Below are 21,674 nucleotides of genomic sequence, written 5' to 3'. Positions count from 1 at the left end.
AATGAGTGATGTCGGGGCCGTGCCTCAGCCGCCCTTGACGGCGCCTGCGGTCAGCCCGGCGACGATCTGCCTTTGCGCGAACAGGGTCAGCACCAGCACCGGCAGCGTCACCACAAGTGCTGCGGCGGCGAGCGGACCCCAGCTCACCTGCTCGTAGGAAAGCATGTTGTAGACGGCGACCGGCAGCGTGCGGGTCTCGCGGCTGGCGAGCACAATGCCGAAGACGAAATTGTTCCATGAGAAGATGATCGACAGGATGAAGGCGACGACAATGCCCGGCTTGGCGATGGGCAAGGCGACCAGCCGGAACACCTGCCAGGAACTGGCGCCATCGATGTTGGCCGCTTCTTCCAGCTCCATCGGCGTGGTCTCGAAATAGCCGATCATCACCCAGACCACGATCGGCACCGTCACCACCAGATGGATGATGATCTGCGGCCACAGCGTGCCGAGAATGCCGACCCACTGGAACAGCAGGAACAGCGGAATGAGATAGGAAAGCCCCGGCGTCATGCGGGCGATCATGATGACCACCGCCGAGCGTTCGGCCTTGAGCCGCGCGATGCCATAGCCGGCCGGCACGCCGATGAGCAGCGCGAGCAACGTTGCCGTGCCCGTCACCAGAACCGAATTCCAGAAATAGAGCAGGAAATTGTTCTCCTCGAATACCTTCACATAGTTCGACCAGGCGAGATGTTCCGGGATCAGGATCGGCGGGTATGCACCGTTGTCGATCTCGAACTTCAGCGACAGCGAGATCATCCAGAGGAAGAACAGGATCGCCGGCGAGACGAAGACCAGAGCCGCGAAAAACAGCCCGATCCGGTTGAGCAGCCGTGAACTCATCTATTTGCCCTCCACCCCGATCCATTGGGAGCGCTGGCGCAGCATCAGCAGGATGAAGGACAGCGCGACGATGACGATGAAGAACACCACGGCCATGGCCGAGCCATAGCCGATGTCGTAGTAGGAGAAGGCGGTGTTGTAGAGATAGATGTTGATGGTTTCCGAGGCCGTGCCCGGTCCGCCTTGGGTCATGGCATAGATGATGTCAAAACTTTTCAGCGCATCGATGGTGCGGATGATCATCGCGATCATCAGGAACGGCGCGATCATCGGCAAGGTGAGATAGCGGAATTGCTGCCAGGCGTTGGCGCCATCGATCTCGGCGCTCTCGAAGGGCTCGCGCGGCACGGAGGCCAAGCCGCCCAGCACGATCAGCATCACCAGCGGCGTCCACTGCCATGTCTCGACCGCAACCAGGGACGGGATGACCGTCCTGGCATTAAAGATCCATTCCTGCGCCGGGATGCCGACCAGCGACAACAGATAGTTGAGCACGCCGAGCTGGGGATGGAACATCATCGTCCAGACCAGCGCCACGGCGACTGGCGTTGCCATCATCGGCATGACGAAGACGCCGCGCAACAGGCCGCGCAGCGGAAAATTGGCGTCGAAGATCAGCGCCGCGACAGTGCCGAGGAACATCGGCGCCGCAACCGAAAGCGCCGTGTAGGTCAGCGTATGGAAAAGCGATTCCCAGAAGCGTTGGTCGACGGCCAGCCGCAGGTAATTTTCCATCCCGGCAAAGCTTCGCGCCTGGCCGAGGGTCCAGCGGTTGACGCTCATCCACAGTGTGAAGGCCCAGGGAAAGACGATCACGGCGCCGACGACGACGAGCGCCGGGACGACGAAAGGCCAGTAGTTGGGAGCCAGCCGGATGGTCTGGCTCCCTTCGATGGCTTGCGTCGTCACCCCGGTGCGTTCTGGGGTGATGGCGGACATCAGCCTTGCTCGCTCCGGTCGAGCACCGGCTGGAACTGCTCGGTGGCCTTCTTCAGTTCCTCCGCCGGATCGGCGCCGGCGATCAGATTGGTCAGCGCCACGCCATAGATGTCGCGGAACTCGGTGACCGGAATGATGACCGGCAGCGACAGCCGGCTGACATTGCCCGAGCCGACCACGGCATCGAGCCAACTCGCCGGCATGGTGACGCCTTCGCGCACCTTGGGATTTTCCAGCACCGACTTGCGGAACGGCACGCCGGCACCCGCCTGCAGCAGGCGCGCGCCCATCGCGGGCGAAATCGCCCACTGGCAGAAGAGGTAGGCGGCCTCCTTCTTCTCGCTGGCGGCCGTCACGCCGAGGCCGTCGCCAAAGGTGCCGGCGGCATGCGCCTTAGGCCCCTTGGGCATGACGCCGTAGCCAACCTTGCCGACAACTCGTGACTTTTCCGGATTTTCCATTGGCGGGGCAAAGCCGACGCCATCGAACCACATCCCGATCTTGCCTTGCAGGAAGGCGGACTGGGCTTCGGCCCAGTTGAATCCGGTGACGCCTGGAGGCGCCGACTTGGTCATCAGCCGCTGGTAGAGGCTGGCCGCCTCGACCGCCTCGGGCGAGGTCGTGCGCAGCTTGCCCTTGTCGTCGAGCGGCGTCATGTCGTAGCCGAGCATAAGCGACGTCCACACCGGCGTGTTGGCGTTCTTGAGGCCGCGGGCGACAAAGCCGTAGGTGTTGGTCGACGGGTCGGTCAGCGCTTCGGCGGCCGCCACCAATTGCTCGAAGGTTTCAGGGTATTTGAGGCCCTTGGCCTCGAACAATTCCTTGTTCCAGTAGACGATCCAGTAGTCGACTGAGAACGGCAGCGAGCGCAGCACGCCCTGGCCGTCCTTGGCAAACAGCATGCCGGCATCGGCGAAATCGGTTTCCACCAGCGTAGGATCGGTCAGGGTCGGGTCGGCGAGATAGCCTGATATGTCGGCCAGCCAGCCGCCCTTTTCGAACTGCCGCTTCTGCACGTGGTAGCTCAGATGCACGACGTCGAAGCTCGGTTTGCCGGAGCTCAGTTCGATCACCGTCTTCTGGCGCTGCTGCTGTTCCGGCGTCGCTTCGGCATTGACCTTGATCCCGGTCAGTTCCTCGAACTCGGCGATGTATTTTATCAGCGTGTCGCTGCGCGGGCTTTTCACCAGATTGACGTCAAGCGTCGTTCCCGCAAAGCGCTTCCAGTCGACGCCGGCGGCAAAGCTTGGGCGAACGCCGGCAAAGCCGGCGGCGGCAAGGGCGGCGGTTCCCTGGAGGAGTTGCCTCCTGGTTGGGTTGAACAGATTGGACGACATTTTCTTCCTCCCGGTTGTTGTCGTTGTCGATTGCGCCGCAGCGACCGCGGCGCGGCTCATGCTTCCTCAGATTTGCAGCGCCAGCCGGCGCGCCTTGTCGATATGCTGGCTAATGGCCTCGACCGCCTTGCCAGGATCGCGGCTCTGCATCGCATCGATCACCGCCAGGTGCTCGCGCATGACCGGCACGACGCGCCCGTCGATACGGAACCGCTCCTGGTGGATCAGCCGGATCTTCACCGAATTGACCAGATAGGCCTTGGCGATGATCTCGTTGCCCAGCGCATCGATGAACGTGTCGTGCATGGCCCAGTCGATGGTCTGCGCCTTGGCCTCCATCTCCGGCGTCGGGGTCTGCGCCAGCGCCTGGGCAAGCATGTCCTCATGCTCGCGCCGCAAGCGGGCAAGCTCGGCGTCGGAGGCGCTGACCGTAAACAGCGCCACCGCTTCACGCTCCATGAACAGGCGGAACTGAAAGGCCTCGCGGATCAGGCTGATATCGATATGGGCGATCTGCATGCCGCGCTGCGGGAAGGTCGTCAGCAGTCCTTCCGCCTCGAGACGCGGCACGATCTCGCGAATGGCGCCGAGCGGCAGTCCGGTGAAGGCAACCAGCTCACGCTGCGACACGAACTGGCCCGGCTTGAAGTCGCGCGCCAGCAAATGCCGCGTGAAGCTGGCATAGGCCTTCTCCCTGAGGGTGGTCGGTTCGTTGCCGTCTTCCATTTCGGCGCGCTTCTCTTTGCCGGTCAGGCCGGTTCCCTGGCAAACAAGCTGTCATAGGCTGCGGCAAGCTGCTGCTGCCCTTGCGACGCGATCGGCTCCAGCGGCGGACGGACCGCCAGCCAGCGCTCGTCGCCGGTCTTACGCGCCACCATCACCTTTACCGCCGGGGTGACCGGATATTTGAGCAATTCGAGCACAAAACTCTCGACGCGAGGATCGTCGCGCCCGTCCTCGGCCATGGCGCGGATTTCGCCCGGGACGAAATTGGCCATGCCCGAGATTGCGCCTTGACCACCCAGTCGCACCGCACGCGCCAGATGCCTTTCATCGCCGATCAGGATCACCAGATCGCCATGGGCGGCAAGCAGCGCCTCGCTGTAGCTCCAATTTCCACCGGAATCCTTGACCCCGGCGACCACGTCGGGAAAAGCAGTGCGCAACCGGCCGATCAGGCCAAGCGAAAGCTGCACCATGGTAACCGAAGGGATGTTGTAGAGCAGCACGTCACGGGCGAGGGGGCCGAGCGCGGCAAAGACGGCGGAGAACCAGCCGAAAAGGCCCTCCTCGCCGACATTCTTGAAGTAGCTCGGCGGGGCCAGCAGAATGTTTCGGGCGCCTCGCTGCAAGGCATGCTGTGCCTGTTCGGCGGCGTCTTCGGCGGCGTCGACCAGCACGCCGGCAACGAGTTGATGCGGCAAGATTCCAGCAGCCAGCATGGCTTCGGTCACCGACCGCCGCTCCGTCGTGCCCACCGACGCGCCTTCCCCTGTCGTGCCGAAAAGCGTCACGCTGCCGCAACCCTGCGCCAGGCAACTTTTGGCCTGAGCGATCATGGGAGCGGTGGCGATCTGCCCGCGGGCATCGAAAGGCGTGGCGAGAGCGGCCGAAAGGCCAAAGCGTGATGTCACCGGAAGGTCTCCGAAGTAGGTGTGTATGCCGTGCTAGCACACTAACATGTTAGTCGTAAATTGGGGTGGTGCGCTTTTTTAACAGCGGAGGGCCTTCACGGGTTCGAAGCCCATGGCGGATCGAGACCATTGGCGAAACAGCAGGATGGCCCAGTGTTAGGGCGCGGAGCGGCAGCTCCAACCTTGTCCCCATCCCAGTCGATGGCTAAACTCAGCCTTTCCCAGGGGAGGGTTCTGACATGACACTTCAGCTTTCGGCGGATGCTGTCGCTCCTAAGGCGGCGGCGCCTCAAAAGTACCTCTTCGGCCCGGTCGCCGATTTCCTCATGCTGGGCGGCAGCGCCTTTCTCATCCTGCCGGTGCTGTTTCTCGTTCCGCTCGAATATGAGGGGCCGGTGGCCGCAACGATGGTCGTCGTCGCCTATCTCGTGAACTATCCCCACTTCGCCCACTCCTACCAGCTTTTCTATCGCAATTTCGGGCGCAAGGTGACGGGCGACGGCTACGACAGGAGCCTGCAACTCCGCTACATCTTCGCGGGCATTGTCGTGCCCCTGGTCATGGCCGGGTTCTTTGCCTATGGCGCGGTGGCGGCGAACACGCGGCTGCTCGGCTTTGCCACCAACGCCATGTTCTTTTTCGTCGGCTGGCACTACGTCAAGCAGGGCTACGGCATGCTGATGGTGGACGCGGTGCTGAAGCGCAAATTCTTCGACGATCGCGACAAGAAGGTGCTGCTGGTAAACTCCTATGCCGTGTGGATCCTTTCGTGGCTGCAGACGAATACGGCGGTCACCCAGGGCAAATATTACGGCCTCGACTATTACACCTTCGCGGTCCCTTCCTGGATCACCGACATCGCCTTGCTGGCAGCCATTGCTTCGACGGCGGCTACGCTTTTGATGCTGGTCAATCGCTGGCGAAAGAACGGTGGCAAGCTGCCCTATAACGGCATCGTGGCCTACGTCGCGTCGCTCTATCTCTGGATCCTGATTGTGAGAATAAATCCGCTCTGGCTGCTGATCGTGCCGGCGCTCCACTCGCTGCAGTACCTCGCCGTGGTCTGGCGCTATCAGACCAATGTTGAGCGTGACAGCTCCGATGCCGAACGCGATCCGCAGCCGAAAATCCTGTCCTTTCTTGGCCCCCTCTACAGGTTTCGGCTCCTCGGCTTCATCGTCGGCGGCACGGCCCTTGGCTATCTCGGCTTCTGGCTGATCCCATCCGCCCTGACGGCTTTGATTCCCTATGACAGGCAAGTGCTGGGGTCATCGCTGTTCTTCTTCATCGTGCTCATCTTCATCAATGTGCACCATTATTTTCTGGACAATGTGATGTGGCGCCGTGGCAATCCGGAGGTATCGAAGTATCTGTTCCGCTGACTGATGCGCAGACTGTCGAGCCCGGTTTTCGTCAGCTGTCGAGTATGCCATCGCGAGCGTGATCGTCAGTGCAACGGAGAGCCCTGGAATGGCGGAGTGTTTTTTCCGAGAGCCGCCTGGAAAGTACCCTGCGGTGGTATCTGTACCGGCGTTGGCGTCGCCGGCGTGACCCTCGACGCGTGAGTTGCGGCTGACGTGCGACCGCATCGGCTGGAACGTCACGAAACCAGTGAGACATTGCCGCCGGCATGGCGCTCGATGCGGCCGGCAAGGTCGAGTTCCAGCAGCACCATGGAGACTTGCGCGGCGTTGAGGCCGGTGTGGCGGATGATCTCGTCCACGCCCACCGGCGTTGGGCCCAGCACTTCGAGCACGCCGCTGCGTTCGTCCTCACCGGGCGGGGGAGTTGCCGAAAAATCGGGTGCCTTTTCTGGCGGCGCAATGCTTCGCGTTCGCGTGCCCGCCAAGGGTGCGATCGCACCGGAAACATCGGCCGCCTCGGTGACCAGGGTGGCGCCATCCTTGAGCAGCCCGTTGGAGCCGGCGCAGCGCGGATCGAGCGGCGAACCCGGTACGGCAAAGACCAGCCGGCCCATCTCGCCGGCCAGGCGCGCGCTGATCAGCGAGCCGGAGCGTTGCGCCGCTTCGATCACCACCAGTCCGAGGGCGGCGCCCGCGACAAGCCGGTTGCGGCGCGGAAAATCCTGCGCCCGCGGCTGCCAGCCGAACGGCATTTCCGAAATGACGGCGCCGCCACGCTCGGCAATGTCGTCGCACAAGCCGATATTTTCGGGCGGGTAGGGGACATCGAGCCCACCGGCCAGCACACCCACTGTACCAGTCGAGAGACTGCCCTGGTGTGCTGCCGTGTCGATGCCGCGCGCCAGGCCGGAAACGATGACGTAGCCGTCGCGGCCAAGATCCGCCGCCAGCATGCGCGCCATCTTGATGCCGGCGAGCGACGCGTTGCGGGCGCCGACGATGGCCACCGCCGGCAGGCGAAAGACGGCTGCCTCGCCCTTCACGGCAATCAGTGGCGGCGGATTGTCCATGTTTTTCAGCATCGGCGGGTAGTCGGCCTCGCCGATGCCGACGAAGCGGGCGCCGTTTTCACTGGCTGCGTCGAGTTCCGCTTCGGCTTCCTCCACGGAAGGAATGCGCATGATCCTTTTGGCTCCGCCCGAAATCATCAGCTCGGGCAGCATCTCCAACGCCGCCTCCGCCGAACCAAAGCGGTTGATCAATTCGCGAAACGAGGCCGGGCCGACATTTTGTGTGCGGATCAGCCGTAGCCAGCTCAGCCGCTGCCGGTCGCTGAGGCGCGGCCCGGCGGCGGGCTTGCTCAACCCTTGGCTCCGATCTTGCCTTCGGTGCCGGCAAGAAGGCGCGAAATGTTGGCGCGATGTTTGAAGATGACGATCAGGCTCATCACCAGGAACAGCCCGGCGGTCTCAGGTGTGCTCCAGAAATAAAGCGCGATCGGCACGATGACCGCCGCCGTCAGCGCTGCCAGCGAGGAATAGCGAAACAGAAAAGCCATCGCCAGCCAGACGACGATAAAAATCAGCGCCACATGCCAGCCGAGCGCGATCAGCACGCCGAGATAGGTCGCCACGCCCTTTCCGCCCTTGAAACCGAGCCAGACCGGAAACAGATGGCCAAGGAAGGCGCCAAGGCCCGCCCAGAGTCCAAGGCCGGCCCACAGTCCGTAGTCGTGTCCAAAATGGCGCGCGATCATCACCGCCGCCGTACCCTTCAACGCGTCGAGCACCAGCGTCGCGGCGGCGAGGCCCTTGTTGCCGGTGCGCAGAACGTTGGTGGCGCCGATATTGCCGGAGCCGATTTTGCGCACATCGCCGAGGCCGGCCGCGCGGGTGATCAAGAGGCCGAAGGGAATCGAGCCGAGGAGATAGCCGAACAGCAATGCCAGGATAACGTTATAACTCATTGTTTGCCCCCGCATTTCCCCAGCAACATATCGGTCTGCGACGTGGCGCGATCGCTCTAGCTCGAAAACACTGTGCGGCCCGCCACCAGCGTTTGCAAGACCATGCCTTGCAGCCGCGCACCTTCGAAGCAGGTGTTTTTCGAGCGCGAGCGGATGCCGCTTTCACTCACGATCCAGGGTTCTTCAAGGTCGATCAGCGCAAGATCGGCCGGCGCTCCCGGCTTCAGCGTGCCGCCCGGCAGGCCGAACAGCCTTGCTGGTGCGGTGGACAGTGTTTCGACCAGCCGAAGTAGCGGCACGTCCCCATTGTGGTAGAGCCGAAGCGCTGCTCCAAGCAGCGTCTCCAACCCGATCGCGCCGGCAGCTGCATCGGCGAAGGGAAGGCGCTTGGTGTCGACATCCTGCGGGTCGTGCGAGGAGACGATGATGTCGATCGTGCCGTCCTTGACCGCCTCGATCATGGCCAGCCGGTCTTCCTCCGCGCGCAAAGGCGGCGTCAGCCGGAAGAAGGTGCGGTATTCCCCGACATCGTTCTCGTTCAGCGACAGATTGTGGATCGCCACGCCCGCCGTGACATTGGCCTTGTCGGCTTTCGCGCGCGTCATCGCTTGCGCTGCCATCGCCGTCGAGATCTTGGCCGCGTGGTAGGCGCCGCGCGTCAGCCGTGCCAGCGCCAGGTCGCGCTCCAGCGGGATGGACTCGGCCTCGCGCGGAATGCCGGCAAGGCCGAGCCAGCTAGCATACAGGCCTTCATTCATCACGCCTGCCGAAGCGAGGTCGCCATCCTGTGTCTCATGTGCGATGACGCCACCGAAATCGCGGGCATAGGTGAGCGCCCGGCGCATCACCAGTGCGCTGGATATTGTGTGCCGCCCATCGGTGAAGGCGACCGCACCGGCCTCGCGCAACAGGCCGAATTCGGTCATCTCGCGACCGGCGAGGCCTTTGGTGATCGCCGCCGCCGGAAAGATGTTGACGCTTGCCGTGTCCCGGGCGGTGCGCAGCACGAATTCGACCAGCGCGACATTGTCGATCACCGGGTCGGTGTCGGGCATCATGACGACGGACGTGACGCCGCCGGCCGCCGCCGCAACGCTGGCCGAAGCGATGGTCTCGCGATGTTCGCCGCCCGGTTCGCCGATGAAGACGCGCGCGTCGATCAGGCCGGGAATGATCGCCTTGCCGGCGCAGTCGACCACGGTGGCTCCCGCCGGCAGGCCCTGGTTCAGGGCAGCCTTGCCGGCGGCAACGATCTTTTTCCCTTCGACGATGACGGTGCCGATCTCGTCGATACCGCGTGACGGGTCGACGATGCGGGCGCGCTCAAAGACCGTCGTGTTCATGCGCTCCGGCCCTCGTTGCGGCGCGGGTCGAGCAGCGCTTCCATCACCGCCATGCGCACGGCGACACCCATCTCGACCTGTTCCTGGATGACGCTTTGCGGCCCGTCGGCGATTTCGGACGCAATCTCGACGCCGCGGTTCATCGGACCGGGATGCATCACCAGCGCGCCGTCCTTGGCGGCCTTCAGCTTTTCGGCATCGAGGCCGAAATAGCGAAAATATTCGCGCACCGAAGGCACGAAGGCGCCTTCCATCCGCTCACGCTGCAAGCGCAGCATCATCACCACGTCGGCGCCCTTGAGGCCCTCGGCCATCGAGCGCGAGACGATGACGCCCATTTTCTCGATGCCGGACGGCAGCAGGGTCGACGGCGCCACCACACGCACCTGCGCGCCAAGCGCGTTCAACAGCATGATGTTGGAACGCGCCACGCGAGAATGCAGGATGTCGCCGCAGATCGCTACGATCAGTTTCGACAGCGGCCCCTTGGCGCGGCGGATAGTCAGCGCATCGAGCAGCGCCTGCGTTGGGTGCTCATGCGCGCCGTCGCCGGCATTGACCACCGAGCAGCCGACCTTCTGCGCCAAAAGGGCGGCGGCGCCCGCCGATTGGTGGCGGATGATCAGGATGTCGGGCCGCATGGCGTTCAGCGTCATCGCCGTGTCGATCAGCGTCTCGCCCTTCTTCACCGAAGAGCTCGCCACCGACATGTTCATGACGTCGGCGCCGAGCCGTTTCCCGGCCAGTTCGAACGACGACTGCGTGCGCGTCGAGGCTTCGTAGAAGAGGTTGATCTGGGTGCGGCCGCGCAGCGTCGAGGTCTTCTTTTCGGACTGCCGCGAAATGGCGACGGCGCGATCGGCCCGGTCGAGCAGGAGCTCGATATCACCGGGGGAAAGATCGCGGATGCCCAGAAGATGGCGGTGAGGATAAAGCGGCAGGGACGAAGCGTCGGTCATCTCAAGGCGCTGCTATAGGGGGGAGAATTCCTTGCCGCAAGCGCCAGCTTGGGATTGCGGCCTTTCTCCCCGGTATTTTCGTCGCGCGCGCCGCCTGGCTTGGGCTATATCTAGCCGATTGCTTCGGATTCGAAGCCTTGTGATGATAAGGCCTTTCTACCGGTAGAAGGCCCTTCTACTTTCAGAAGGATTGGGCGTGACCGACGACGTGACCAACCAGCCGCCGCCGCTGACGGGCGGCAACGCCTGGCGGGGCGATCCGTTGCTGATCCAGCTTGCCGAGCGTTTTTCCGATCCGGTGCGCAAGGACCTCGACGGGCTTGGCCGGTTCGTCCTGACGCAGGAGGCGCAGGAGTTGGCGCGCCTCGCCAATGTCGAGACGCCGAAGCTCCGCACGCATGACCGTCAGGGCCGGCGCATCGACCTCGTCGAATTCCATCCGGCCTATCATGCGCTGATGCGCCGCTCGGTTGCCGGCGGCCTGCATTCCTCGATCTGGGAAAACGGCGATAGCGAGATCGGCCGTCGCCATCAGGTGCGCGCCGCGCGTTTCTACCTGACCGCCGAACTCGAGACCGGGCATCTCTGCCCCATCACCATGACCAGCGCTTCGCTGGCCGCCCTGATGGCCAGCCCAAAGCTGTTTCGCGAATGGGCGCCGCGCGTGACGACGCGCAAATACGACCAGAGTCAGAAGCCGCCGGTCGACAAGACCGGGCTGACGCTCGGCATGGGCATGACCGAAAAGCAGGGCGGCACCGACGTGCGCGCCAACACCACACGGGCCGAACGCGCCGGCAGCGGCTTTTATCGCCTCACCGGCCACAAATGGTTCATGTCGGCGCCGATGTCGGACGCTTTTCTCGTGCTTGGACAGGCGCCGGAAGGGCTTTCCTGTTTTCTCGTCCCGCGCATCCTCGGCGACGGTTCCGGCAACGGCTTCCGCTTTCAGCGGCTGAAGGACAAGCTCGGCAACCGCTCCAATGCCTCATCGGAGGTAGAGTTCGTCAACGCCATCGGCGAGATGGTCGGCGAGCCCGGCGCCGGCATAAAGACGATCATGGACATGGTCACGCTGACCCGGCTCGACTGCGCCGTCGCCTCGTCGGCAATCATGCGAGCGGGGCTGGCTGAGGCCGTGCATCACGCCCGTCACCGCCAGGTGGCCGGCTCGACGTTGATCGAACAGCCGCTGATGCAGCGCGTGCTGGCGGACATGGCGCTCGATGTCGCCGCCGCCACGGCACTCTCGTTCCGACTGGCGCGCTCCTTCGACGAGGCTGCCGGCGACCGCGGCGAGGCTGCTTTTGCCCGCGCCATGACCCCGGTGGTCAAATACTGGGTCTGCAAGATCGCGCCGCCACTGCTCTATGAGGCGATGGAGTGCCTCGGCGGCAATGGCTATGTCGAGGAAGCGCCGCTCGCCCGCTACTACCGCGAAGCCCCGGTCAATGCGATCTGGGAGGGCTCAGGCAATGTCATGGCGCTCGACGTGCTGCGCGTGCTCGGCCGCGCGCCCGGCCTGTTCGAGGAGGTGCTGGCCGGCATCGACCGCGATCTCGGCGCCGGCGGACGCGGAACCATTGGCGTGCTCAAGGCGGCCATGCAGGTCGCCGGCACCGATGAGGGGTCGGCCCGCCTGCTGACCGAACAGCTGGCGCTGTCGGCGGCAGCTGCGGAATTGCGCCGGCTGGGGGCAGGGCGGATTGCGGACGCCTTCGTCGAGACGCGGCTCGCCGGCCAGTGGCGCAACACCTATGGCATGCTCGATTCGCGCCACGATGCGCGCATGATCGTCGACACGCTCTATCCGCCGGTGAATTGAGGCCTTCCGCCAGGCCTTGAACGAATTTGCCTGCCTGTGGACAGCCGTTAACCTTAACGAATGGTTTCCGTTGCAGCCGCAGGCCGCAGACCCCACTGTCTTTGTCACCAAAGCAGGAATGCCATGCGGCACATTTTGACGTCCTTTCTGGCCTTGCACTGGGCGCTGGTTTTCGCCCTGCTGGCGTTCATCTGTGTCGATGGAAACCGCGGCGTTGCGGGCGCTCTGGGCGTGCTCGGTGTCGTCGTGGAAAACACTCGTCTGGCCGATCTCGACAATGCTGCCGTCGTGGCGCCGCTGGCCATCGCCTTGCTGGTCGTGGCGGTGCTGTTTTGCTGGGTCTTCGTCGAGAGCCTGGTTAACGCCGCAGCGAGCCCGGACGGAGCCGACAGTGTGGCGCGGACCGCCTTCATTTCGGCATCCGCGGTGTTGTCGCTCATCCTGATCGGCGGCGCAGCGCGAGGCATCAACGGCCTGTTTTTGGTTGTCGCCGTGCAATTGGCGGCACTTCTGGCCTCCTATGTCGCCATGCTGGCCGAGCGGAGGTCGGTCTTCGCTGTCATGGTTTCTCGGGAGGCAGAGAGCCGCGCCACCGCCCATGCCATGGCCAAGGGTGCCGCGCACGGCTCCTTGCTGTCGCGCATTTCCGGCCGTCCGGACATTGGTCCCAGCGGTCCCAGAGGCGGTTCCAGCCGCAGGGACGGTCACTGATGCGCACGCTGTTCGCATTGTGGGCCGCGCCACTCGCTCTGTTCTGGGGCTGGTTCTTCCTGTCGCTCAACGACATCAATTTCGGCTACGTCATGCTCAGCCGGCAGCTGCATGATTTCGTGTTCCAGCTCTACGGGCAGATGCTGGGCATCGATCCGGCGATCATTCCGGGCATGGTGGCAAGGGCCTGCGTTTTTGACGGCTTCCTGCTGATGGCATTGTGGGCGTTTCGCCGCCGCCGCAACATCACGGCCTGGGTCAGGCGGCAGGCGGGGAATCCGGTTCCGTCCGATCGCGTGGGTCAAGCGACTGGAGCCGGTCCAGAACTCCCTGCAGAATAAAGGCCGCAGCCGCCGAATCGATCTTGCCGGCGCGCTTTCGGCGCGAGAAATCCATCTCGATCAGCGTCCGCTCCGCCGCCACCGTCGACAGCCGCTCGTCCCACAGCACGAAGGGCAGTTCGGTTATGCCTGCCATGTTGCGCACGAAGGCGCGCGACTTCTGGGCGCGGGGACCTTCCGAACCGTCCATGTTGATGGGAAGACCGAGTACAAACGCACCCACATTGTCCTTCTGCAGCTGCGCGAGCAGCGCTGCCGCATCCAGCGAAAACTTTTTGCGCAGGATGACCGGGCGCGGATGGGCAAAGGACAGGCCGCGGTCGGAAACGGCGACACCGATCGTCCTGTCGCCGAGGTCGAGCCCGGCCAGCGTCCTGCCGCCTTCCAGCCGTGCCGGCAGATCCTCGATTGCTATGATGCCCAACGGCTTTCCCCACCAGCGTTACCGTGACCCAGTCTATCGCTACCCAGACTTGCCGTCACAAAGAGCGCGACACGTTCTTTTGAACCGCGAGCACACTATGTCACTTTAATTTTGCTGCCGGCGTTCTATCTTCCGGCGCAACCAAAATCGAGGAACACGATCGATGAAATTGACCTGGTACGGACATTCCGCCTTCCGCGTCGAGACATCAGGCGCGACCATCCTGATCGACCCCTATCTCGTCGGCAACCCATCATGGACGAGCGGCTGGGAGGGGCCGGCGGAAGGCGTCACCCATGTGCTTCTGACCCACGGCCACAGTGACCATGTCAGCGGCGCGGTGGAGGTGCTGAAGAAGAGCGGCGCCCAGCTGGTCGCCAATTACGAGATCTGCATGTACCTGGTCGGCAAGGGCGTCGACGGCAAGAAGATCAATCCCGGCAATCATGGCGGCACCGTCGATTGCGGTGCCTTCACCACCACATTCGTGCAGGCACTGCATTCCTCGTCGTTTGGGCTCGATGGCGGCCAGAACGTCTACCTCGGCAATCCCAACGGGCTGGTCCTGCATTTCCCGGAGGACAAGACGCTCTACCATATGGGCGACACCGACATCTTCTCCGATATGGCGCTGATCGAGGAATTGCATGAGCCGAAGATCGGCCTCGTGCCGGTCGGCGACCGCTTCACCATGGGCGGCGCAGTGGCGGCCCTGGCCTGCCGGCGCTTCTTCAACTTCGACACGGTCGTTCCCTGCCATTTCGGCACCTTCCCGATCATCGACGCGACGGCGGAGAAGTTCGTGGCCGGCCTCGAAGGGTCAGGTGTCGACGTAGCCTTGCCAGCGATCGGCCAAACGATCACACTATAAAGCGATCGTTTGAACGATCCCTTGTCGCAAAGGGGAATTAAACCATGGGCTTGAGAGTGACTCTTTGCGTGTCGATGCTGGTTGCGGCGTCGCCCGCATCCGCCGCCGAGGACTTCATCAAGGGCGTTTACCTCCAGACCCAGGAGCTTTGCGCGCAAGCCAAAAAGGACACGCTGCAGACGCTGATCGACACCGGCAATGTCATCTTGTCGGCGGACGGCCTGCAAAGCGTCGAGTATAATTGCGAGTTCGTCCAGGTCACCAAGGCGACGCGCTCGCCGAGCTGGGCGGTCACTGCCATCTGCCAGGAGCCGGGCTTTCTCTTTCCCGATATACTGTCGATCACGCAGATGAACGCGACCCAAATCGACATCGTCTCGGTGCGCCCGACCGCCGACGAAGGCGAGCAGGCCGGCAATGGCGGCAGCTATTATCTGTGCGAGGGTGTATCGCTGCCCTAGGCTGAAATGCCGCCCTGGCATGAACGGGCTCTATCCCCAAGCACGATCGATGTTGCGCGGCACGCGCCACGCCGCTATAGCGCGATCTGGTTTTCCCAAAGGCTAAAGACATGTCCGTTGATCTGCAAACTGTGAAGCGCGTCGCGCGTCTCGCCCGCATTGCGGTGAGCGAGGAGGATGCCGAGCGCATGACCGGCGAGCTGAACGCCATTCTGGGCTTTGTCGAGCAGCTGAACGAGGTCGATGTCTCCGGCGTCGAGCCGATGACATCGGTGACGCCGATGGAGATGAAGAAGCGCCAAGACATCGTCACCGACGGCAACAAGGCCGCCGATATCGTCGCCAATGCGCCGGCCACTGACGAGAATTTCTTCCTCGTGCCGAAGGTCGTGGAGTAGGCGGCCGATGGCAATCGAGATCGCCATCGAAACGCCGCTGCAGGACGATGTCCGCGCTTTGGTCGAGGAGCTCAACGCGGCTCTGCTCGAACTGACGCCGCCGGAGCATTGCTACCATCTGACGGTCGAGCAGATGGCTGGCGACGACACCACCGTCTTTATCGCCCGCGACGACGGGCAAGCCATCGGCTGCGGCGCGCTGAAGCGCCATGATGCCCGCGTCGGTGAGGTCAAGCGTATGTACACGCGGCCTTCGCATCGGGGCAGGAAGATCGGCGCCAAGATCGTCGAACATGTCGAAACGCTGGCGCGCAGCGAAGGGCTGAAGCGTCTGGTGCTGGAAACCGGCGACCGCCATCCCGCCGCCTGGACCGTCTATGAACGCGCCGGCTTCTCGCGCTGCGGGCCGGTGCTGGATTATCCCGATTCCGAGTGGTCGGTGTTTTACGAAAAGAGCCTTTGATGAGCGAACTGACCCATCTGACAATTTCGCAGGCGCGCGCCAAGCTGCGCGCCAAGGAGATTTCTGCCGTCGAAATCACCGAGGCCTATCTCGGTGCCATCGAGCGCGCCAATCCGGTGCTCAATGCCTACATCGTCGTCACCGGCGACAAGGCGCGCGATATGGCCAAAGCTTCCGACGCCAGGCTCGCCAAGGGCGAGGGCGGTGCGCTGGAGGGCATCCCGCTCGGCATCAAGGACCTGTTCGGCACCGAAGGTATCCACACCCAGGCCTGCAGCCATGTGCTCGACGGCTTCAAGCCGCGCTACGAATCGACCGTCACCGCCAATCTGTGGGCAGACGGCGCCGTCATGCTGGGCAAGCTTAACATGGACGAGTTCGCCATGGGCTCGTCCAACGAGACCTCCTATTACGGCCCTGTCGTCAATCCATGGCGGCGTTCGCGCCTCGACACGGTGGTGATGCCGACCATGCATCAGGGCGATGGCGGTTTCGTTTCGGCCGGCGGCACCAAGACCGCGCGCACGCTGGACAATGCCCAACTGGTGCCGGGGGGCTCGTCGGGGGGCTCGGCTTCCGCCGTCTCGGCTTTCCTGTGCGCCGGCGCCACCGCCACCGACACCGGCGGCTCGATCCGCCAGCCAGCCGCCTTCACCGGCACCGTCGGCATCAAGCCGACCTATGGCCGCTGCTCGCGCTGGGGCATCGTCGCCTTCGCTTCGTCGCTCGATCAGGCGGGCCCGATCGCCCGGGACGTGCGCGATGCCGCGATCATGCTGAAGTCCATGGCCTCGGTCGACGCCAAGGACACCACTTCCGTCGACCGGCCGGTGCCGGATTACGAGGCGGCGATCGGCAAACCGATCAGGGGCATGAAGGTCGGCATTCCCCGGGAATACCGCGTCGACGGCATGCCGGAAGAGATCGAGGCGCTGTGGCAGAAGGGCATTGCCTGGCTCAGGGATGCCGGCGCCGAGATCGTCGACATTTCGCTGCCGCACACCAAATATGCTTTGCCGGCTTATTATATCGTAGCGCCTGCCGAAGCGTCATCCAATCTGGCGCGCTATGACGGCGTCCGCTATGGCTTGCGCGTGCCGGGCCAGGACATTGTCGACATGTACGAAAAGACCCGGGCCGCCGGGTTCGGTCAAGAGGTCAAGCGTCGCATCATGATCGGCACCTATGTGCTGTCGGCAGGCTATTACGATGCCTACTATCTGCAGGCGCAGAAGGTGCGCAATTTGATCAAGCGCGACTTCGAGACGGTTTTTGCCGACGGCGTCGACGTCATCCTGACGCCGGCGACGCCGTCGGCCGCCTTCGGCATCGCTGACGAGGACATGGCCGCCGATCCGGTCAAAATGTACCTCAACGACATTTTCACGGTGACCGTGAACATGGCCGGACTGCCGGGCATTGCCGTGCCTGCCGGCCTCGATGCCAAGGGCCTGCCGCTCGGCCTGCAACTGATTGGCCGTCCCTTCGACGAGGAAACCCTGTTCCAGACAGCCGCCGTCATCGAGCAGGCGGCGGGAACCTTCCAGCCGGAGAAGTGGTGGTAGCATGCCGCCTCCGTCTCGCATTTCCATCGTCGAGACGGGAAACGAACTGCTGATCACGAACCCGCCACGCACCTCGGATTTCAGGACAGTCTTTGTCCTGATCGGGGCCGCGATCGTCGCCTACACCGGCTACATGGGATTGACGGATATGTCGTCCGCAACGCTCACCAGCGGCACGCTCGGCCTGCTGTCCTTCGTGGCGGTCATTGCCCTCTTCACCTATTTCCTGGGCAAGGATTTCATCTGGCGGGTGTTCGGCAGGGAAACCCTGCGGCTGACCGACACCGCAGCCGTGCGCTCGGTGAGGGGTTCTTTGCGAAATCGGTGGTCACTGCCTTTGAAAGGGCATCTTAGGGTCGAAATCCTCGACCATACCTATCCCACGGACGAAGTGGGACTGTCGGAAGTCATCAGCTTAACCAACGCGAACGGCGCCCTTGTTTTCGGCAGGGAGTTAAGCCGCCTCGAAGCGGAAGCGGTAGCGAGTGCGGTCGAGCACTTCACCGGCCGTCACAATTTGAGCTGGAGATAGGCAGGCAATGTTCTTCTATCTCTCCAAGGTATTCTGGTTCTTCGTCCAACCACTTAACCTGGCGATCTTCCTGCTGCTTGCCGGCTTGCTCGCGGCGCTGATCGGCCGCCGGCGATTGGCGGCGACGGGCAGTGTGTTCGCCTTCCTGATTCTGGCGCTGTCGGCCTGGACGTCGCTTGGCGCCATGATGCTCAATCCGCTCGAAGAGCGCTTCCCAAAGCCGCCGCTGCCGCGGAAGGTCGACGGCATTGTCGTGCTCGGCGGCGGCTTCGAGGGCGCCATCAACTTGGCGCGCGGCGGCTATGAGCTGAATTCCGGCGGCGACCGCATGGTCGAGGCGGCGATCCTTGCCCGGCGCTTTCCCGAGGCGAAAGTGGTTATCTCGGGCGGCACCGGTGAACTGTTCATCGATGGCGAGGGGGATGCGGCCACCGCGCCGCGGCTGCTCGGTGCGCTTGGCGTCGACGCCGATCGCCTGATGCTCGAGAGCAAATCCCGCAACACCTATGAGAATGCCGTCTTCACCAAGGAACTGGTAACGCCGAAATCGGGCGAAACCTGGCTGCTGGTGACCTCCGCCTTCCACATGCCGCGCGCCAAGGCGCTGTTCGACAAGGCCGGCTTTCACACGGTCCCGTGGCCGGTCGACTATCGCACCTCGGGCAAGGAAGGCTTTGGCCTGTTTCGCGACAACGCACCCGATTCGCTGCAGACCACGACCATGGCGATCCGCGAGTGGATCGGGCTCGCCGCCTATTGGCTGTCGGGCCGGATCGACCAGCTTTTCCCCGGCCCGGGCGGCTGACCGATCACGGCTTGCCTTGCGGCGGAAAAGAACTGACGCCGCACCAGCACTGCCAGTAGCAGCAGCGTCGACAGCACGAACACGATCGGGTCGACGAACCAGCCGAGATAGCCGATCGAGAAGAACACCGCGCGCAGGCCTGAATTGAAATGCTTGCCGGCCAGCATGTTCATGCGCGCCGCGCGCCACACCGCCGTTTCGCTGACCGGGTTGCGTGACGCCTCGCCATAGGGGATCGGCACCGCGCCGATCAGGATCGTGCAGTAGTTGAAGAGACGGTAGGCCCAGCCGAACTTGAAGAAGGCGAAGGCCAGGATCAGGACCAGACCAAAGACCTTGATCTGAAAGGCGGAGCGCGATGAGGTCGCGTTCAACGGCAGGTCGTTCAGCACGGCAAGGACCTGATCCGAGGCGCCAAGCAGCGCGAAACAGCCACCGAGCGCAATCAGCGAACTGGAGGCGAAAAAGGCGGTGCCTTGCTGCAGGCCGCTCATGATGGCGGTGTCGACGATGCGGATTTCGCGCTCGGCCATGGTGCGCATCCAGGCCTCGCGCTGCACGTTCATGGCCATCGTCAACGACACCCGGCTGACCAGTCTGCCGTCGGACGCCAGCGTATGCAGCAACCATGCGAGCAGGAAAAAAGCCAGCGCCGCCAGATCAGCCGTCGACAGATGGAAGGAATCGCCCATGCCCCCTTTTACCACAGGCAAAGCGGTCAGTTCGATGCTCCAAAGCATGTCGCCCAGAAGTGAGCTGCGGTTCTGTGACAACCACATGCATTAAAACAAGAACTTAAAGCGCGTCGCATGAATCCGTTTCAGCGCGACGCGCTTTTAGCCGGGGATGTCGCTGCCGGAGCAAACAAGGTCGGCAGGTGCAGCGCCGCAATCCGCAAAACAGCACAAACATCATGGAAAGTCCTATATGTAGGTCTTGATCCCATTCCCGGAGACGGCGCAGCGTGTTTCTTTCGGTTTTCGACTTGTTCAAGATCGGCATCGGACCGTCGAGTTCGCACACGATGGGACCGATGACAGCGGCGCGGCGGTTTCTCGACGAGATCGCCGGCGATGACTGGCCGCGCCCGGCCGGCGTCAAGGTCGATCGCATTGGCGCCAGCCTGCACGGCTCGCTCGCCTATACCGGTATCGGCCATGGCTCGGATCGCGCCGTTGTCCTCGGACTTGCTGGCCTGACACCGCAGACGGTCGATCCCGATCAGGCCGAGGGAATCGCCACGCGCATCGCCGCCGAGAAGCGGATATCGCCACGCGGCCATCCCTCCTATCGCTTCGATCCGGCGACGGATCTGGTGCTCGACCGCAAGACGCCGCTCACCGGCCACGCCAACGGCATGGCCTTCTACGCTTACGATGCCGGCGACCGGCTGCTGCTCAAGCGCATCTACTATTCCATCGGCGGCGGCTTCGTGGTGTCCGAGGAAGAGCTGCAGCGGATGAAGGTGAAGGGCTCGGTGACCACAGAAGGCAAGAAGGTGCCCTATCCCTTCAAGAATGCCGTCGAGATGCTGAAGATGGCAGGCAAAAGCGGCCTGTCTATCGCCGACATGAAGCGCATCAATGAAGAGACGCATATGTCGCGCGAGGAGCTCGACAGCGGCCTTGATGCGATCTGGGGCGCCATGAAGTGCTGCATCGACCGCGGCCTGTCGCAGGACGGCATCATGCCGGGCGGGCTGAAAGTGCGCCGTCGTGCCCGCATGCTGCACGACAAGCTGCAGGAGCAATGGCAGCAGAACAAGCCCAACCCTTTGCTGGCCAATGACTGGCTGTCGATCTACGCCATGGCGGTGAACGAAGAGAACGCCGCCGGTGGACGCGTCGTCACCGCGCCGACCAATGGCGCGGCCGGCACATTGCCGGCGGTGCTGCGTTACTGGCTGCATTTCCACCCCGAGGCTGACCAGCCGAGCATCCGCGACTTCCTGCTCACGGCGGCCGCCGTCGGCGGCATCATCAAGACCAATGCCTCGATCTCCGGCGCCGAGGTCGGCTGCCAGGGCGAGGTCGGCTCGGCCTCGGCGATGGCTGCCGCGGGTCTCTGCGCCGTCATGGGCGGCACGCCCGAGCAGGTCGAGAACGCCGCCGAAATCGCGCTCGAACATCATCTCGGCATGACTTGCGATCCGGTCGGCGGTCTGGTCCAGGTGCCTTGCATCGAGCGCAATGCGCTCGGCGCCGTCAAGGCGGTCACCGCCGCCTCTCTGGCGATCAAAGGCGACGGCGTCCATTTCGTGCCGCTCGACGCCGCGATCGAAACAATGCGCCAGACGGGCCTCGACATGAACGAGAAGTACAAGGAAACCAGCCTTGGTGGGCTCGCCGTCAATGTCGTGGAATGCTGACCGCGCAACGCCACTGGCACTGTGGAGAAGTCGGGCAGGGCCGTTGACGCAATCGCGCGCCGGACTAAACCTTAAGCGATGGCACTCAATCTCCTAAAACTGTGCGTCGGTTGCGACAGCGTCGAGGACCTCGAAGAATGGATCGCCTTTCGCGTCGATGAGCGCCGCCGCGCCGGCGAACCCGCCGAGCACTGGCACACCACCCGCATGGTGCCGGCGCGCGGCGCCGAGGTCACCGATGGCGGTTCGCTTTATTGGGTGATCAAGGGCAGCGTGCAATGCCGCCAGCTGATCACTGATATCAGGCCCTTCACCGACGACGAAGGCATCGGCCGTTGCCGCCTGATGCTCGACCTCGACGTCGTGCGCACCGACTGGCAGCCGCGCCGCGCCTTCCAGGGCTGGCGTTATCTCAAACCGTCGGATGCGCCCGCAGATTTCGGCAAGGGCAAGGCCGGAATGGTCGAGATGCCGCCGAAACTGAAGCGCGAGCTCGCCGATCTGGGCTTGCTGTAGAGCCAA

At 63.5% G+C, this 21,674-nt stretch carries 24 protein-coding genes; 13 read left to right on the top strand and 11 right to left on the bottom strand.

Annotation, left to right across the window (positions count from 1 at the left end):
* Nucleotides 1-24: 24 nt before the first annotated feature.
* The 5 genes from NKH54_RS12335 to NKH54_RS12315 form a co-directional block, all read right to left on the bottom strand.
* A complete protein-coding gene (locus NKH54_RS12335) occupies nt 25-846 on the bottom strand; it encodes a carbohydrate ABC transporter permease (RefSeq protein WP_023700756.1) in 822 nt (273 codons plus the stop codon).
* Nucleotides 847-1,785 carry a carbohydrate ABC transporter permease gene (locus NKH54_RS12330; RefSeq protein ID WP_353028288.1) on the bottom strand — a complete coding sequence of 313 codons (939 nt, stop codon included), beginning with the start codon at nt 1,783-1,785 and terminating at the stop codon, nt 847-849. It lies immediately after the preceding gene.
* On the bottom strand, nt 1,785-3,122 hold the full coding sequence (locus NKH54_RS12325) for an ABC transporter substrate-binding protein (RefSeq protein ID WP_023715831.1): 1,338 nt from the start codon (nt 3,120-3,122) through the stop codon (nt 1,785-1,787). The genes NKH54_RS12330 and NKH54_RS12325 overlap by 1 nt, the downstream gene beginning before the upstream one ends.
* Nucleotides 3,123-3,188: 66 nt before the next feature.
* On the bottom strand, nt 3,189-3,848 hold the full coding sequence (locus NKH54_RS12320) for a GntR family transcriptional regulator (protein WP_023715830.1): 660 nt from the start codon (nt 3,846-3,848) through the stop codon (nt 3,189-3,191).
* 23 nt (nt 3,849-3,871) lie between these two features.
* A complete protein-coding gene (locus NKH54_RS12315) occupies nt 3,872-4,756 on the bottom strand; it encodes a dihydrodipicolinate synthase family protein (RefSeq protein ID WP_023670987.1) in 885 nt (294 codons plus the stop codon).
* Nucleotides 4,757-4,995: 239 nt separating this feature from the next.
* On the opposite strand from NKH54_RS12315, the gene NKH54_RS12310 reads away from it, so the two are divergent.
* The gene (locus tag NKH54_RS12310) at nt 4,996-6,138 is read left to right on the top strand and encodes a hypothetical protein (RefSeq protein ID WP_023706211.1); all 1,143 of its coding nucleotides are present in this window, start codon (nt 4,996-4,998) and stop codon (nt 6,136-6,138) included.
* 218 nt (nt 6,139-6,356) lie between these two features.
* Here the strand turns inward: NKH54_RS12310 and dprA are convergent, their stop codons facing one another.
* Genes dprA through NKH54_RS12290 form a run of 4 tightly spaced genes read right to left on the bottom strand, consistent with a single transcriptional unit; the run spans nt 6,357 to nt 10,388 of the window.
* A complete protein-coding gene (gene dprA / locus NKH54_RS12305; protein ID WP_023730138.1) occupies nt 6,357-7,484 on the bottom strand; it encodes a DNA-processing protein DprA in 1,128 nt (375 codons plus the stop codon).
* Nucleotides 7,481-8,086 carry a glycerol-3-phosphate 1-O-acyltransferase PlsY gene (plsY, locus tag NKH54_RS12300; RefSeq protein WP_023696534.1) on the bottom strand — a complete coding sequence of 202 codons (606 nt, stop codon included), beginning with the start codon at nt 8,084-8,086 and terminating at the stop codon, nt 7,481-7,483. The genes dprA and plsY overlap by 4 nt, the downstream gene beginning before the upstream one ends.
* Nucleotides 8,087-8,142: 56 nt before the next feature.
* Nucleotides 8,143-9,429: a dihydroorotase gene (locus tag NKH54_RS12295; protein WP_023693423.1), complete on the bottom strand. Its 1,287-nt coding sequence runs from the start codon at nt 9,427-9,429 to the stop codon at nt 8,143-8,145.
* Nucleotides 9,426-10,388 carry an aspartate carbamoyltransferase catalytic subunit gene (locus NKH54_RS12290; RefSeq protein ID WP_023688599.1) on the bottom strand — a complete coding sequence of 321 codons (963 nt, stop codon included), beginning with the start codon at nt 10,386-10,388 and terminating at the stop codon, nt 9,426-9,428. Before NKH54_RS12290 ends, NKH54_RS12295 begins: the two co-directional genes overlap by 4 nt.
* Before the next feature lie 196 nt (nt 10,389-10,584).
* Between NKH54_RS12290 and NKH54_RS12285 the strand changes: the two genes are divergently transcribed.
* From NKH54_RS12285 to NKH54_RS12275, 3 genes are all read left to right on the top strand, one after another.
* Nucleotides 10,585-12,213: a DNA alkylation response protein gene (locus NKH54_RS12285; RefSeq protein WP_023688598.1), complete on the top strand. Its 1,629-nt coding sequence runs from the start codon at nt 10,585-10,587 to the stop codon at nt 12,211-12,213.
* A gap of 123 nt (nt 12,214-12,336) precedes the next feature.
* Nucleotides 12,337-12,924 carry a hypothetical protein gene (locus NKH54_RS12280; RefSeq protein ID WP_023688597.1) on the top strand — a complete coding sequence of 196 codons (588 nt, stop codon included), beginning with the start codon at nt 12,337-12,339 and terminating at the stop codon, nt 12,922-12,924.
* Complete coding sequence (locus tag NKH54_RS12275; protein ID WP_023693426.1) at nt 12,924-13,265, top strand: DUF6105 family protein; 342 nt, start codon at nt 12,924-12,926, stop codon at nt 13,263-13,265. Before NKH54_RS12280 ends, NKH54_RS12275 begins: the two co-directional genes overlap by 1 nt.
* On the opposite strand, the gene ruvX is transcribed toward NKH54_RS12275, so the two are convergent.
* Entirely contained in the window at nt 13,183-13,689 is a 507-nt protein-coding gene (gene ruvX, locus NKH54_RS12270; RefSeq protein ID WP_353028287.1) for a Holliday junction resolvase RuvX, read from the bottom strand. The genes NKH54_RS12275 and ruvX overlap by 83 nt on opposite strands.
* Nucleotides 13,690-13,852: 163 nt before the next feature.
* Between ruvX and NKH54_RS12265 the strand changes: the two genes are divergently transcribed.
* From NKH54_RS12265 to NKH54_RS12235, 7 genes are all read left to right on the top strand, one after another.
* Complete coding sequence (locus NKH54_RS12265) at nt 13,853-14,560, top strand: metal-dependent hydrolase (RefSeq protein WP_352674498.1); 708 nt, start codon at nt 13,853-13,855, stop codon at nt 14,558-14,560.
* Nucleotides 14,561-14,604: 44 nt separating this feature from the next.
* Entirely contained in the window at nt 14,605-15,021 is a 417-nt protein-coding gene (locus tag NKH54_RS12260) for a hypothetical protein (RefSeq protein WP_023696540.1), read from the top strand.
* 110 nt (nt 15,022-15,131) lie between these two features.
* Complete coding sequence (gene gatC, locus NKH54_RS12255) at nt 15,132-15,419, top strand: Asp-tRNA(Asn)/Glu-tRNA(Gln) amidotransferase subunit GatC (protein WP_023670999.1); 288 nt, start codon at nt 15,132-15,134, stop codon at nt 15,417-15,419.
* 7 nt (nt 15,420-15,426) lie between these two features.
* Nucleotides 15,427-15,882, top strand: a complete 456-nt coding sequence (locus NKH54_RS12250; protein ID WP_023671000.1) for a GNAT family N-acetyltransferase — start codon at nt 15,427-15,429, stop codon at nt 15,880-15,882.
* Nucleotides 15,882-17,447: an amidase gene (locus NKH54_RS12245; RefSeq protein WP_353028286.1), complete on the top strand. Its 1,566-nt coding sequence runs from the start codon at nt 15,882-15,884 to the stop codon at nt 17,445-17,447. Before NKH54_RS12250 ends, NKH54_RS12245 begins: the two co-directional genes overlap by 1 nt.
* A 1-nt stretch (nt 17,448) precedes the next feature.
* Complete coding sequence (locus tag NKH54_RS12240; RefSeq protein ID WP_023712360.1) at nt 17,449-17,979, top strand: hypothetical protein; 531 nt, start codon at nt 17,449-17,451, stop codon at nt 17,977-17,979.
* 7 nt (nt 17,980-17,986) lie between these two features.
* Complete coding sequence (locus tag NKH54_RS12235; RefSeq protein ID WP_023693431.1) at nt 17,987-18,784, top strand: YdcF family protein; 798 nt, start codon at nt 17,987-17,989, stop codon at nt 18,782-18,784.
* Here NKH54_RS12235 and NKH54_RS12230 read toward each other — a convergent pair.
* Nucleotides 18,733-19,476, bottom strand: coding sequence for a DUF599 domain-containing protein (locus NKH54_RS12230; protein WP_023671004.1), 744 nt, complete (start codon nt 19,474-19,476; stop codon nt 18,733-18,735). The genes NKH54_RS12235 and NKH54_RS12230 overlap by 52 nt on opposite strands.
* 272 nt (nt 19,477-19,748) lie before the next feature.
* Between NKH54_RS12230 and NKH54_RS12225 the strand changes: the two genes are divergently transcribed.
* Both NKH54_RS12225 and NKH54_RS12220 read left to right on the top strand, forming a co-directional pair.
* Complete coding sequence (locus tag NKH54_RS12225) at nt 19,749-21,152, top strand: L-serine ammonia-lyase (protein ID WP_353028285.1); 1,404 nt, start codon at nt 19,749-19,751, stop codon at nt 21,150-21,152.
* 78 nt (nt 21,153-21,230) lie between these two features.
* Nucleotides 21,231-21,668, top strand: coding sequence for a DUF1489 family protein (locus NKH54_RS12220; protein WP_023688589.1), 438 nt, complete (start codon nt 21,231-21,233; stop codon nt 21,666-21,668).
* The last annotated feature ends 6 nt before the right edge of the window (nt 21,669-21,674 follow it).

Source organism: Mesorhizobium sp. M1004, assembly GCF_040318795.1.
In the GTDB taxonomy this organism is placed as follows: domain Bacteria; phylum Pseudomonadota; class Alphaproteobacteria; order Rhizobiales; family Rhizobiaceae; genus Mesorhizobium.
The sequence above is the reverse complement of the archived record's forward strand: the minus strand, read 5'-3'. Positions and strand labels throughout refer to the sequence as shown.

Coding starts and splice junctions, on each gene's coding strand:
- NKH54_RS12335 (WP_023700756.1), bottom strand. CDS start 846: ATGAGTTCACGGCTGCTCAACCGGATCGGGCTGTTTTTCGCGGCTCTG.
- NKH54_RS12330 (WP_353028288.1), bottom strand. CDS start 1,785: ATGTCCGCCATCACCCCAGAACGCACCGGGGTGACGACGCAAGCCATC.
- NKH54_RS12325 (WP_023715831.1), bottom strand. CDS start 3,122: ATGTCGTCCAATCTGTTCAACCCAACCAGGAGGCAACTCCTCCAGGGA.
- NKH54_RS12320 (WP_023715830.1), bottom strand. CDS start 3,848: ATGGAAGACGGCAACGAACCGACCACCCTCAGGGAGAAGGCCTATGCC.
- NKH54_RS12310 (WP_023706211.1), top strand. CDS start 4,996: ATGACACTTCAGCTTTCGGCGGATGCTGTCGCTCCTAAGGCGGCGGCG.
- plsY (WP_023696534.1), bottom strand. CDS start 8,086: ATGAGTTATAACGTTATCCTGGCATTGCTGTTCGGCTATCTCCTCGGC.
- NKH54_RS12295 (WP_023693423.1), bottom strand. CDS start 9,429: ATGAACACGACGGTCTTTGAGCGCGCCCGCATCGTCGACCCGTCACGC.
- NKH54_RS12290 (WP_023688599.1), bottom strand. CDS start 10,388: ATGACCGACGCTTCGTCCCTGCCGCTTTATCCTCACCGCCATCTTCTG.
- NKH54_RS12280 (WP_023688597.1), top strand. CDS start 12,337: ATGCGGCACATTTTGACGTCCTTTCTGGCCTTGCACTGGGCGCTGGTT.
- NKH54_RS12275 (WP_023693426.1), top strand. CDS start 12,924: ATGCGCACGCTGTTCGCATTGTGGGCCGCGCCACTCGCTCTGTTCTGG.
- NKH54_RS12265 (WP_352674498.1), top strand. CDS start 13,853: ATGAAATTGACCTGGTACGGACATTCCGCCTTCCGCGTCGAGACATCA.
- NKH54_RS12260 (WP_023696540.1), top strand. CDS start 14,605: ATGGGCTTGAGAGTGACTCTTTGCGTGTCGATGCTGGTTGCGGCGTCG.
- gatC (WP_023670999.1), top strand. CDS start 15,132: ATGTCCGTTGATCTGCAAACTGTGAAGCGCGTCGCGCGTCTCGCCCGC.
- NKH54_RS12250 (WP_023671000.1), top strand. CDS start 15,427: ATGGCAATCGAGATCGCCATCGAAACGCCGCTGCAGGACGATGTCCGC.
- NKH54_RS12245 (WP_353028286.1), top strand. CDS start 15,882: ATGAGCGAACTGACCCATCTGACAATTTCGCAGGCGCGCGCCAAGCTG.
- NKH54_RS12240 (WP_023712360.1), top strand. CDS start 17,449: ATGCCGCCTCCGTCTCGCATTTCCATCGTCGAGACGGGAAACGAACTG.
- NKH54_RS12235 (WP_023693431.1), top strand. CDS start 17,987: ATGTTCTTCTATCTCTCCAAGGTATTCTGGTTCTTCGTCCAACCACTT.
- NKH54_RS12230 (WP_023671004.1), bottom strand. CDS start 19,476: ATGGGCGATTCCTTCCATCTGTCGACGGCTGATCTGGCGGCGCTGGCT.
- NKH54_RS12220 (WP_023688589.1), top strand. CDS start 21,231: ATGGCACTCAATCTCCTAAAACTGTGCGTCGGTTGCGACAGCGTCGAG.